This window comes from Mogibacterium diversum (assembly GCF_002998925.1).
GTDB lineage: Bacteria > Bacillota > Clostridia > Peptostreptococcales > Anaerovoracaceae > Mogibacterium > Mogibacterium diversum.
The window spans coordinates 1,271,589-1,284,106 of sequence record NZ_CP027228.1 but is presented as its reverse complement, the minus strand read 5'-3'; the positions used below and the strand labels follow the sequence as shown (position 1 = coordinate 1,284,106).

Here is a 12,518-nt window from a genome sequence, read left to right as displayed (position 1 = left end):
ATCTTACATTATTATGCAAAAAACGTCCAGTTAGTGATATAATTTCGTTCGTATGCACTGGAGGTTTTAACGATGCTTAAATATATCGCTGCTCCGCTAATCGGAGCACTTATAGGATATTGTACCAATTATATTGCGGTCAAGATGCTGTTCAGGCCGCGCCATGAGAAATACATCTTCGGTCACAAGGTGCCGCTGACCCCTGGAGCTATTCCGAAGGGGAAAACTAGGCTTGCAAAGTCCGTCGGAAATGTGATATCGAATCACCTCGTCACGAGTGAAGATATCGAGAGTAAGGCGCTTAATGAAGAGACAGAAGCAGCTGTTACTGAGCGAATCATGAAGATGCTGAAATCAGATATCGATAGTGGGTTTAGAGCAATTTCATCCTCTGAAGAGGAGTACGAGATGATTACGACGAATCTCGACTATGCGGTAACTCTACGAATGGCGGATGCGGTTAAGAGTATTAATTTCTCAGATATAATCAAGGTGAAGGGCGGTCAGATAATCGGAGAGCAGCTCGGAGGATCTATGCTTGGGATGTTCATAAATCCGGAGATGATAGATAGCATTCTTGGTTCGATTTCGGATAATATCGGAAGGTATGTGGATGACCACTGTTACAACTTCTTAGCACCTGAGGTTAGCCGCAGTATGGAGAAGCTTCGTGGTGATAACATTTATGACATGATAACGAGTAATGGTGTGAGCGACGAGGAACTGAGGGCGAAGGTAAGAGAGATTTATAGGAAAACTATCAAAGCTGTGATTCCGGAGCTTATCGCTAAAATGGATATCGCTAGTATGGTCAGTCAGAAAATCGAGGACATGGAAGTTGAACAGCTCGAGGACATGGTCATGGAGGTGATGTCGAAGGAGCTAACTACTATCGTCAATCTAGGTGCGCTAATTGGATTTATACTAGGTCTTGTTAACCTTATTTTTTAGCTAAAAAATACCGAAAAAAAGCTAAAGAGTGATTATTTTTAAATAAAGCTTATTGTATCTTGCGGCGAACATATGCATGATGTAAAATTAATAAAGTTGAACAAATTAGCATTTGATTTTTGTATAAAATGAAGGAGATATAGATGAAACATTTCGTAATTGAGATGGAAAATGGTGCTACCATGAGTGGCGAGCTCTACGAGGATATCGCACCTAAATCAGTTGAAAATTTCGTAGAACTTTGTGAAAAGGGTTTCTATGACGGTCTTATTTTCCACAGAGTTATTCCAGGCTTCATGATTCAGGGCGGATGCCCAGATGGAACTGGCATGGGAGGCCCTGGATACAGCATTCCAGGAGAGTTCTCATCTAACGGATTCAAGAACGACCTGAGGCACACTAGAGGTGTTCTCTCTATGGCTAGATCGATGAATCCTAACTCAGCTGGCTCACAGTTCTTTATCATGGTTGAGGATGCACCGCATCTGGACGGACAGTATGCTGCATTTGGAAAGGTTACAGAAGGCATGGAAGAAGCAGACCGCATCGTTTCTGTTCCACGTAACATGATGGATAAGCCTAACGAAGATCAGGTAATCAAGACTATTACAATTAAGTAATAATGCCTTCATATGCAGGTATCGGAGCATTTCGAACTGCTATATACGAAGTTCCGCCGCACTCCTACGAGTGTGGCGTTCCCAATTTTTAAGATATCCGGAGGTGCCCGTGGAATCCGATAAGAAGATAATAATAATTGGACATAAGAATCCCGACACCGATTCTATTTGCTCAGCGATTGGCTATGCTGAGATTAAGAATCGAATTACGAATACCAACAATTACGTCGCTCGCCGCGCTGGTGAAATCAATGGAGAGACGGAATTTGTGCTACAGAGATTTGGTATTAAAGTTCCTGAATACGTGGATAATGTCGCTACTCAGGTCAGGGATATGGAGATTAGGCACACCCCGGGAGTTCCTAAGGAGATGACTATTAAGGAAGCCTGGAGCATCATGGGCAAAAGCGAGGCTGTAACCCAGCCAATTACCGAGGCTGACAAGGTTATCGGGCTCATTACGAAGGGTGATATCGCGCGTACATTTATGGATGCGGAGAGCAGCTCTTTTCTTTCGAGCACATCACCTAGGTTTAGCGATATTGCCGCTACGATTGACGGACATATCGTAGTCGGTGATGGGGAGCTTCACTTCGACAAGGGCAAGGTCCTAGTAGGAGCGGCGCTGGTCGAAAGAATGCAGGGCGTCGTTCAGGAGCACGATTTAGTAATCCTTGTTGACCGCAAGGAAAACCAAATTGGGGCACTCGAGGCAGGCGCAGGATGCATTATCCTGTGTCTTGGTGCGAAGGCCTCTAAGGAAGTCGCAGAACTTGCAAAAGCCAAGGAGGCAGTTATCATTGAAACTGACCTTGATACGTTCTCAGTATCGAGGGAAATCAACAAGAGTGTACCGCTAGAAGCATTTATGACATCTGATGGAATCGAAGGTTTTAAGCTGGACGACTATACGGACAGCGTCAAAGCTGAGATGGGAGCTACGAGGCATCGAGCGTTTCCGGTTACAGATAGCAAAGGTCGCTACGTAGGAACAGTTTCGAGACGTAATCTGCTCAATATCAGGAAGAAACAGGTAATTCTCGTAGACCATAATGAGAAGTCACAGGCAGTGGACAATATCGATGATGCGGACATACTTGAGATTGTGGATCACCACAGGCTAGGGACTATCCAGACGCTTCAGCCGATATTCTTCAATCTTCAGCCAGTCGGATGCACTGCTACAATCCTGTACCAGATGTATATAGAGCGTGGCATAGATGTACCTAAGCACATTGCAGGGCTACTCTGTGCGGCAATCGTATCTGATACGCTTATGTTCAGATCACCGACATGTACAACGCAGGATAAGATGGCTGCGGGTGCACTCGCATTAATTGCGGGCATCGATATCGAGTCTTTTGCAGCTGAGATGTTCGAGGCAGGATCAGACCTCAAGGATAAGTCAGCAGAAGAAATTTTCTATCAAGATTACAAAAAGTTTACATTCGGAAGCTCGAGCTTCGGAGTTGGACAGATAAGCTCGATGAACGAAGGTGAGCTGAGCAATATCAAGGAGATGTTACTTCCGCTCATGGAGCATGAGTGTGGCAAGAACAAAGTCTCGATGGTATTTTTCCTACTAACTGATATCAAGCACTCCTCGTCAGAGATGCTTTATGCCGGTGAACACGCTCGAGAGATGATAATGAATGCATTTCCAGGGGCCGTTCCGACAGATGGCGGATTTAAGATAGACGGGCTGCTATCTAGAAAGAAACAGCTCATACCAGCGTTTATGGACGCTATTCAAGGCGTTTAATTATTATTTTTTTAGGAAAGGAAAGAAATGGATTACAAGAGGATTCTTAAGGAAATTCTGAACATCGGCAGAGAGATGCTCCGTGCAGGCGCTGATGTGAGCAGAGTTGAGGACAGTATGTACAGAATGTGTAAGAGCTATGGCTTCAAACATGCAGATATCTGGGTTATCTACAGCAACATTCAGGCAACAGTTGAGACAGCGGAGGGCGATATCATAACGCAGATTAGACATATAGCGTCTACTTCATCGAACTTTGATAAACTCGATTATCTCAACAATTTATCGAGACGCGTATGTCGTCAGACACCAAGCCCAGATGAGGTTGCAAACATGCTACAAGAGGTTCTGGACAGGACACCTCAGCCTGCATACCTAGAGTATCTGGCAGGAATCCTTGGGGGAACAGGATTCGGCGTATTCTTTAACTGCGGGGTTAAGGATGCAATTATCGCTGCCATATCTTCGATAATCATTGTTTTCCTAGGCAGGAGATTGGCGAAGACAGAGAATAATCCTCTGATTTCCAACTTCATTCAGTCATTTATCGCAGAGGTATTCATCATCCTTTCTGTATATGTTGGATTTGCAGAAAAGTCAGGTAACATCACGGTCGGTGTAGTAATGCTCCTAGTCAGTGCGCTCGGATTTACGAATGGAATCAGCGACCTGCTTCACAAGGATACACTTGCTGGAATACTTAACATTTCAAACGCTATAATCGGAGCAGCGGGAATCGCCTTCGGAATAGTTTCAGCAATTCTATTATTCAAGGGGGTGCTCTAAGATGACCGAATTACATCCAAGTATAATAGTACAATTTATTTCTTGTACCGCTGCCTGTGTGGGCTTCGCTCTATGGTTTAACGTTAAAGGCAAGCAGGTGCTCTTCTGCGGAATCGGGGCATTCTGCACATGGGGTATGTACGTAATTAGTGATGGAATTCTCCATAACTACTTCTTGGCGACGCTTGTCAGCGCTATATTTGTAGCTGGCTACGCGCAGGTTATGGCGAGAGTCAATAAAGCACCTGCAACGATATTCCAAAGCGTTTGTGCATTTCCGTTGGTACCGGGAAATAACCTTTACTTCGTAATGTACGCTATGGTTATGGACATGCCTAAGGAAACTGCGAGTGAAGGCAAGCAGCTAGTTCTGAACTGCCTCGGAATTGCGATGGGATTTATGGTAATAGAGATCGTGAATAAGTACGGAACTTTATTCTATCGCAAACTCAAAAAGGCATAAAAAAATTCATGAATTAGATTAAAAAAAATAGCCACAAAAAGGTTGTATAGGTGGTACTATATAGTCTAAGGATTTACCTGAAAGGGGAAATATGGCTAGAGTAAAAAATAATAAGCAAGCTACAAATGTAGCGAGAGAATACATAAAGGACATGAATAAGAATAAAGTGGCAAGTATCATCTTGCTGCTTTTTCTTGTCGTTTTTTTATTCAACCTACTGAAGTTCAACCGCAAGGTACCGGTAGGAAAGGATGAGATTGAGAAGAATAAGAAGAGCGTTGAGGCACTGCAGAAGAGCTCTGTAACTAGCGTTGAAGAGGCTGTTTCTGCACTCGGCGGAGAGGTGTCTGCAAATGGGAAGAGCAACAAGGCTAGATACATGAGCAAGTTCAAGGGCAGCATCGTTGTCGGTGACTCTGTTACTGAAGGCCTCAGCGTGTATGGCTGGTTGAGCGATGATCAGGTATTTAGCAAGATTGGTTCAAGCGTAATGACTGGAGATGACCTGTTCTCGAGTGCTGCGGGAACTTATCCAAGCACTGCGTTCTTTGCATTTGGCATGAACGATATGGGTAATTACAGAGGTGATGAAAAAGCATTTATCAAGAAGTATGAAGCAAGGTTAAAGGCTTTCCACAAGGCTTCACCTAAGACGAAGATTTGTGTGTGCGGCATCTCGGCACCTACTGATGCAGCGATGGCAAAGAACAAGTCGATTAGTAATTATAAGAAATTTAACAGCGCAATCAAGAAGATGTGCGCTAAGAACAAGTACGTATATATTCCAACTGCGGATATTCTGCAGAAGCATCCAGAGCTATATGCTGGTGACGGCATTCACGCTCAGGCTACGTATTATCCGTACTGGCTAGATAGGATGATTGAGGAGGCAGAACTGTAGATGAATAGCAAATCACGCAGAGACGTTATAAGATATGGCAGAATCCTCAAATGTGCACTTCTCGTTGTCCTGTTTGCATTTCTAGCTATCGTGTATAGCCGTGAAAATGCAAAGGATGTCTCGATGGACAAGATTGAGGCGCAGCTCATCAAGAAGACTAATATAGAGAAACTGCAGAAGCAGAAGCCTCGTGATCTCGTGCAGTTCATAGGACTAGATGCTAATAATTATGAGGCTGTTCTGTATTACAAGAGCAAGGAGGCCCTGTCTGTTGACGAGGTTCTGGTCATCAAGGTCAAGAATAAGTCTGATGTTAAAGCTGTCAAAGATGCCGTAGAAAAGCGCATCACAAGCCAGATAGAGGCATTTGACAACTACGGACCTGAGCAGGTCAAGGAGCTTAAGAATGCAATCGTAACTTCAAGGGGCAAGTATGTCTTCTATGGAGTTGCCAAGGATCCAGATAAGTATGAGGAGGTGCTATTAAGTGTTATTTAGCAGTATTATCTTCATATTCTATTTCCTTCCGATTACGATGCTCGTGTACTATCTGATTCCGAAGGAACAGACGGGGAAGCGCAACATTGTGCTGCTCGTTGCCAGCTTGTTCTTTTACAGCTGGGGAGAACCGGTATATCTATTCTTGATGCTGTACAGTGCGTTCTTCAACTACTTCATGGCTATTCAGATTCATAATGAGCAGAAGTATGGGGGCACCGGCAGGAGAAATCTGCTGTTTACAGTGGTGGTAGACCTGCTGATACTCGGTTTCTTCAAGTATTTCGGATTCCTCATGGATACGATAACCTCGATTACAGGATGGCATATTCACTATACGTCACTTGCACTGCCAATCGGAATTTCGTTCTACACTTTCCAGGCGATGTCATACGTATTTGACGTGTACAAGGGAAAGGTTGCACCGCAGTATAGCTTGCTCAAGTTCTCGTTATATCTGTCGTTCTTCCCTCAGCTCATCGCAGGACCTATCGTTAAGTATAGAGACGTTGAACTCCAGATAGATAATCGCGAAACCACACTCATTAAATTCGGAGAGGGGTCATCGAGGTTTATCCTTGGACTCGGCAAGAAGGTAATTCTTGCCAACGCGCTCGGTTCGCTCTATACAGAAATTTCGAGTCTGCCACACGGTCAGGTATCGGTGGTACTGTACTGGATTGGAATTGCGGCGTACACCTTGCAAATTTACTTTGACTTTAGCGGATATTCCGACATGGCGATAGGCCTCGGTAAGATGTTCGGTTTCGTGTTTGACGAGAACTTCAACTATCCGTATATCGCGTCGACTATCACTGATTTCTGGCGCAGATGGCACATGTCGCTCTCTACTTGGTTCCGTGAGTACGTGTACATTCCACTCGGAGGAAACAGAGTAAAGGTGCACAGACACATCCTAAACCTGCTAATAGTGTGGTCTCTGACGGGCCTATGGCATGGTGCGAGCTGGAACTTCGTGCTCTGGGGCGCATACTTCGGAGTGCTGCTGATACTCGAGAAGTACGTGTATGGTAAATATCTCGAGAAGGCGCCAAATTGGTTTAGACACACATATGCGATAGTCATAGTCATGGTAAGCTGGGTTTTCTTCAGCATCACAGATATCAGCAAGGCGCTTTCGTATCTCGCTGTCATGTTTGGACTCGGCAAGGTGTCGTTCATAAATGTTACAGCGCTGTATTACATAAGAACGAATTTCATCATCCTAGCTGTTGGTGCTTGCGTGGCAACACCATATCCAATTGAGAAATTCAGAGAGCTCTATAGGAAGAAACCGGCGGTAGGAACTGCGCTGGTGTTCGCAGTTCTCATCGTTTCTGTCGCATATCTGGTATATGGTTCGTATAATCCGTTCCTGTACTTCAGATTCTAGCGTAGAGGAGTAAGTTTTGAAGAAAATTAACCGTTTTAGAAATGAAATAAAGACCGAACTGAAGCAAAGTTCGGAGAACAAGATGGCAGCGTATACCGGTGTCATATTTGTGTTTGTTCTTGCGGCTGTATTCCTTATAAATCTCATAGCTCCAGACAAGTCATTTTCAGCTTCTGAAAACCGTATGCTACAGGAGTTTCCTAGTATATCTGTTTCGAACTATTTCGGCGGTAGGCTAGAATCCAAGATGGAGAGCTACGTGAACGATCAGTTCCTTATGCGCGGGTCTTTTATCAAGGTTAAGTCGGCAGTCGATGTGACTGAAGGAAAGCTCAAAGCTAACGGCGTGTATAGAGCTCGTGATGGATATCTGATCGAGGATATAGTGACTCCAGATCAGAAGACAATTAGCTCTGCTGAAACTGCGCTCAAGAATTTCAAGGCTAAGTATCCTAAGCTAAATATGACCTTCCTTCTCGCTCCAAATGCAGGGAATATCATGTCCGACAAGCTACCGATAACTGTCAGTATGGCGGATCAGAACAAGAGCATAGATGATTTTTACAAGAATATCAAGGCGTCGGGAATTAAGCCAATCGATGTGAGGAAGACTTTCAATAAGAAGAAAGAGGATGTACAGCTCTACTACAGGACTGACCACCACTGGACGAGTGACGGCGCTTACCTCGCGTATAAGGCAATTGTGCCAGCACTAGGCGCAGGTATGCCGATGGAGTTTGAGAGTAAGGTTGTTAAGAACGACTTTGCGGGAACGATGTACTCGAAGAGCGGATTTACAGGTGGAAGATACGATAGTATCAAGATTAATCTGCCTAAGAATAAGAAGGCGGCTAAGCCTTCGGTCATCTATTATGGCGACACTAAGAAGAAGACCACTAAGTTCTATCAGCTTAAGAACCTAGATAAGAAGGATGCGTACACTGTATTCGGAGGCAGCAACCATCCGATGTACACGGTCAAGACTCCGACAGAGTCTAACAGGAGACTGCTCCTGATTAAGGACTCGTATGCGAACAGTGTGATTCCGATGCTGGCGCAGCATTACCGCGAAATCGTGGTCGTGGATCCGAGATATTACTTCGATAATGTCGATGATTTGATTGCGTCGGAAGGAATAACTGATGTGCTGTTCCTTTATAATGCGAATACGTTCTTTGCGGATGATTCGCTTTCAATGATGTTGCAGGAATAATAACAGAAAGTGCGAGCAGCTGGCAGCAGACTGCGTTTACTTGGCAGATTATACAAAGTCTGCGAGACTTGTAATGATAAAACAATTCTCGCCTTTGTTAATCTGCATCGGCGTAAACCGCGGATACGGCCAGAACCTCGCACTTTCTGCTATTTTATTCTAGACGCTTGGGTTGTGATGACTACAGATGTAAATAGCAACGTGTTTCATATACAGTACTTGCTAAAATATAATCATATATGATAAATTAATAAAAAATTTATATCTAATAAAAATTGGAGAAGTGTGTATCATGATAAAGAAGATTTCATCTATTGTTATTTTATTCTGCATTATTTTATTTAATATCAAACCGATCGTTATGGCAGCCGACTATGCCGAACTTGGTGATTCATCAGCAGCAAGCGGAAGCTTATCAGAAGAAACAGAACAAACAGCAGATAACACACCCAGCATAAGTGGTGTGAATATTTCTGGTGACTTTAATGAGGGTACTCGTGGTCCCGACTATTTTAAGAATATCAAAATTGATTTGATAGGAGAGAATCTTACGGACGATAACTTCCTAACAGAAGAAGGTCTTAGATGGACGGATAAAACAGAAGTTGAGCTCATATCAGGCACAGAGGTTGGACATCTTAATTCCAGCTCTAATTTTGGATCTGAAAGACCTAGTGTTCCAGTTAAAATGTTCAGCACAGATAACGGATCATCAGGAAGAATAACTTATGTAGGAAAGACCAAATCTGGAATAGACCTAGATTTAATCTGGGAGATTGAAGATTCAGATAAAGACGATTGGGAAGCTAACTCCGGATTAAATAGGCACGGAAGCATTAGAGGAATAGGCTTCTCAGGAGAGCAGTTCTTTCCTAATGCCATCGGGAACTCTATATCGGTCTTATATAATAATGCCAATAACATTTCTATTAACTACAAAATAGTAAAGCACGGTACTATGGATGAGAACCAAGTAGTACTGAGCTTTATATCTTCAGATATAGATACAGCTCAAGGTGTATCTACTGACCTTGCAAATCTAGCTGAACTAATACCAAGCGCATCTAACCTTGTAAAGGATAACGATATTATCTATGATGTTACGCCTGGGACAGTAGGACTAAATGGTTCCAAGGATTTGCCAAGAGGAGGTTACCTAGGTGCTGGATTCCTGTCTGCATTTAACTATACATTCTATTCTCCTGCACCACCAAGATATGGTAACTCCTTTAATTATTCAATGGCAGTAAGGTATGCCCTGTTCGGTAGCAGCTTGCAGGCAAAATTAGAAACAAAGGTTAATCAGCATATAAGGGTAGAGTATATAGATGAACAAGGAACCCCTATAAAGCAGGCTGCAAATCTAAAAGGGATAACTGGATATAGCTATAGGATAGATAAAGCAGATATACTAAACTACAGCTTAATTGGTGTACAAAAGGATATAAGTAATATAAACAAACCGATAATCCGCTTTGTATATAGGAAAAATCCAGTGCAGGAAAGCACAGCTAACAAAGCAGCACCACAAAATCGTGCAAGAAGAACTAGAAGAAGCATACAGAGTAATACTGTAAAAACTAACAGAACATATAAAGGGGTAACTAGCAGCAGTGCTAAATCATATGCCAAACCTAAGTCATCTAAAAAAGACCCATTCCTAGTAAATACAGGAATGACTGCGGAGGAAAAGAGGGTATTTATACAATACCTCAAAGAGGTAGAGAAGAATGCTAGAAAGAAATACGGGAATAATAGGGATAAGATAAATCATGAAGTTGCAAATGCGATAATATATCCATCTTATGATGAAGATCTTCTTCAAAATCAGGCTAACAGTCTTAAAAAACCACATATTGGGAGAAATACATATTTAAAAGGCAGAGATCTCCTAGCAGACACCAACAAACAAAATATATACAAGATAGATTTTCCACATATGGCATCTCCGTTAGGGAGCTATGAAAGAAGTAGTATACTAAAAGAGCTTACAAAGGGTCTAGCAACTTTGCCAATAACAGTTTATGAAATAAAAGAACTTACAATAGCGAGAGCAAGAAGACCTTTAGTGAGTTATGAAAAAAGTAAGATAATAAAGAAGTTTAAAAAGGTGCTAGCAGCTGGACCATATGCAGTTACAGGAAAAGATAAGTTCTTTTATCTAAATTCTTATACAGGCGATTATTGGACACATCTGGACGAAAAGGATTTGAGATCTGATAAAGACGCATTCATCCTAAAATATCATCCAAAATATAAAGGGAAGCTATATAGCAAAAGCATAATAGACTACTACAGCCAGGATAATCTTGATGAAAAAAGGGATAAGTTTTTCAAAGAAATTTTGGAAAAACAAGCAGGACCCGGGGTAACGGCTGATGAGCAATTGTTTTTAAATAATTTTTCTGCAACATTATCAATAGGTGGTTTTGGGCTACTAATATACTTTGTATATATAAAAAAAGATAAGGAAGCAATTAAAAAAATAAATGCTGCTAAAAAGAATAAGCGTAAAATACTAAAAAAGGCTATTAAGATTTATAAAAAGAAAATAAGCCATTCGTTTATTGGTGAAAGAATAAAAAATATAAAGGCACGAGCAACTAGAGTAATTCGTAGTGTAAAAAAAGGTATAAGAAATAGCGTAAAGGTAATAAAGAAATTAACTAATGTAGCGAAAAATAAGTGCATAAAAATATTAAGGACAGCAAAAAAGTATATAGCAAAACAAAAAAAGAAAATTGTATCTAAGCTGACAAATAAGCTGAAAAAATTATTTAAAAGGAAGTAGATTAAGCATGAATAAAAATAGAATAATAGGCATTAGTATAGTAGTGCTAATTATGGGGATATTATTAATAGTTGCAAACCTATACATAGATTATAATCTCAGAAAATATTCCGTTTACTATGCCCACAATATGGCGCATAAGGAGGGAACACATCCTGAGATGGCCATGGTATTAGAAAACTACGATTTAGTATATGAACCTGATATAAAAGGAATAGAGTATCGAACAGATGGTGGACATATGATATATAATCACAAGAATAGCATAGGAAATCTAGTTCCAACAATCACATTTAATAGAACCCATGAGAAAGGACAGTATTCTTACTATGACAATATAAATGTGAATTATGAATTTGATGAATCGTTTACCCTGATTTATTTCCGTGATAAATCAAAGAGCTTGGATCGCATGAATCCCAAAACAATCAATCAAAAAGCTCTTTACAAAGACATATACAAGAACTTCGGCTTCCTTGTCGAAGCCAACGTCAATCGCAAACCACGAATCAACCTGCAGAAACAGTTCAACAAAAAGTACTATAAGCGATTCAACTAATGGTAAGGTGTGAATTTCGATGAAGAAGAGAATTATAATTGGAACTGTTATAAGCATTTCTATGTGCTTTATATTCATAATTGCTAACCTATACATAGACTACAACCTCAGAAAATACTCAGTTTACTATGCCCATAACATGGAGCATAAGGATGGAACACATCCTGAGATGGCAATGGCATTAGAAAATATGGACGTTATCTATAAGCCTACCAAGAAGAATATACGGTATAGGGACGATGGCGGTTTTATCATTTATAATACATTTTCAGATAGTGAGCGAGTTATCATAAAGTATGGTGTTTCAGAAGAAAAAAGTAGATATATATTTTATGACGTTGTGGATAAAGACTATTTTTTTGATGAAGCCTTCAGATTAGAATATGGATATGATAGCTCAACAGGGTTAGATGAAATAGATATCAAGACGGTAGATCAGGATTCTCTTTACAAAGACATATACAAGAACTTCGGCTTCCTCGTCGAAGCCAACGTCAATCGCAAGCCTCTAATCAATATGCAGAAAGAATTCAACAAGAAGTACTATAAGCGATTCAACTAATGGGAAGGTGTGAATTTCA

General features: G+C 41.3%; 12 protein-coding genes. All 12 read left to right on the top strand.

The window, feature by feature from the left end:
* Positions 1–72 precede the first annotated feature (72 nt).
* Positions 73–951: a DUF445 domain-containing protein gene (locus tag C5Q96_RS05985; RefSeq protein ID WP_106057490.1), complete on the top strand. Its 879-nt coding sequence runs from the start codon at positions 73–75 to the stop codon at positions 949–951.
* A 143-nt stretch (positions 952–1,094) separates the two neighbouring features.
* Complete coding sequence (locus tag C5Q96_RS05980; RefSeq protein WP_106057489.1) at positions 1,095–1,571, top strand: peptidylprolyl isomerase; 477 nt, start codon at positions 1,095–1,097, stop codon at positions 1,569–1,571.
* 109 nt (positions 1,572–1,680) lie between these two features.
* Positions 1,681–3,333: a putative manganese-dependent inorganic diphosphatase gene (locus C5Q96_RS05975; protein WP_106057488.1), complete on the top strand. Its 1,653-nt coding sequence runs from the start codon at positions 1,681–1,683 to the stop codon at positions 3,331–3,333.
* Positions 3,334–3,360: 27 nt separating this feature from the next.
* Positions 3,361–4,119, top strand: a complete 759-nt coding sequence (locus C5Q96_RS05970) for a threonine/serine exporter family protein (RefSeq protein WP_106057487.1) — start codon at positions 3,361–3,363, stop codon at positions 4,117–4,119.
* A 1-nt stretch (position 4,120) separates the two neighbouring features.
* Positions 4,121–4,582 carry a threonine/serine exporter family protein gene (locus C5Q96_RS05965; RefSeq protein ID WP_106057486.1) on the top strand — a complete coding sequence of 154 codons (462 nt, stop codon included), beginning with the start codon at positions 4,121–4,123 and terminating at the stop codon, positions 4,580–4,582.
* 91 nt (positions 4,583–4,673) lie between these two features.
* A complete protein-coding gene (locus C5Q96_RS05960) occupies positions 4,674–5,483 on the top strand; it encodes an SGNH/GDSL hydrolase family protein (protein ID WP_106057485.1) in 810 nt (269 codons plus the stop codon).
* On the top strand, positions 5,484–5,981 hold the full coding sequence (locus C5Q96_RS05955) for a DUF4358 domain-containing protein (protein WP_106057484.1): 498 nt from the start codon (positions 5,484–5,486) through the stop codon (positions 5,979–5,981).
* Positions 5,971–7,374: an MBOAT family O-acyltransferase gene (locus tag C5Q96_RS05950; RefSeq protein ID WP_106057483.1), complete on the top strand. Its 1,404-nt coding sequence runs from the start codon at positions 5,971–5,973 to the stop codon at positions 7,372–7,374. The genes C5Q96_RS05955 and C5Q96_RS05950 overlap by 11 nt, the downstream gene beginning before the upstream one ends.
* 16 nt (positions 7,375–7,390) lie before the next feature.
* Entirely contained in the window at positions 7,391–8,587 is a 1,197-nt protein-coding gene (locus C5Q96_RS05945; RefSeq protein WP_106057482.1) for a DHHW family protein, read from the top strand.
* A 292-nt stretch (positions 8,588–8,879) separates the two neighbouring features.
* Entirely contained in the window at positions 8,880–11,378 is a 2,499-nt protein-coding gene (locus tag C5Q96_RS05940; RefSeq protein ID WP_106057481.1) for a MucBP domain-containing protein, read from the top strand.
* Between the two features lie 7 nt (positions 11,379–11,385).
* Positions 11,386–11,937, top strand: coding sequence for a hypothetical protein (locus C5Q96_RS05935; protein ID WP_106057480.1), 552 nt, complete (start codon positions 11,386–11,388; stop codon positions 11,935–11,937).
* A 19-nt stretch (positions 11,938–11,956) separates the two neighbouring features.
* A complete protein-coding gene (locus C5Q96_RS05930; RefSeq protein ID WP_106057479.1) occupies positions 11,957–12,499 on the top strand; it encodes a hypothetical protein in 543 nt (180 codons plus the stop codon).
* The last annotated feature ends 19 nt before the right edge of the window (positions 12,500–12,518 follow it).

Coding starts and splice junctions, on each gene's coding strand:
- C5Q96_RS05985 (WP_106057490.1), top strand. CDS start 73: ATGCTTAAATATATCGCTGCTCCGCTAATCGGAGCACTTATAGGATAT.
- C5Q96_RS05980 (WP_106057489.1), top strand. CDS start 1,095: ATGAAACATTTCGTAATTGAGATGGAAAATGGTGCTACCATGAGTGGC.
- C5Q96_RS05970 (WP_106057487.1), top strand. CDS start 3,361: ATGGATTACAAGAGGATTCTTAAGGAAATTCTGAACATCGGCAGAGAG.
- C5Q96_RS05965 (WP_106057486.1), top strand. CDS start 4,121: ATGACCGAATTACATCCAAGTATAATAGTACAATTTATTTCTTGTACC.
- C5Q96_RS05960 (WP_106057485.1), top strand. CDS start 4,674: ATGGCTAGAGTAAAAAATAATAAGCAAGCTACAAATGTAGCGAGAGAA.
- C5Q96_RS05955 (WP_106057484.1), top strand. CDS start 5,484: ATGAATAGCAAATCACGCAGAGACGTTATAAGATATGGCAGAATCCTC.
- C5Q96_RS05940 (WP_106057481.1), top strand. CDS start 8,880: ATGATAAAGAAGATTTCATCTATTGTTATTTTATTCTGCATTATTTTA.
- C5Q96_RS05935 (WP_106057480.1), top strand. CDS start 11,386: ATGAATAAAAATAGAATAATAGGCATTAGTATAGTAGTGCTAATTATG.
- C5Q96_RS05930 (WP_106057479.1), top strand. CDS start 11,957: ATGAAGAAGAGAATTATAATTGGAACTGTTATAAGCATTTCTATGTGC.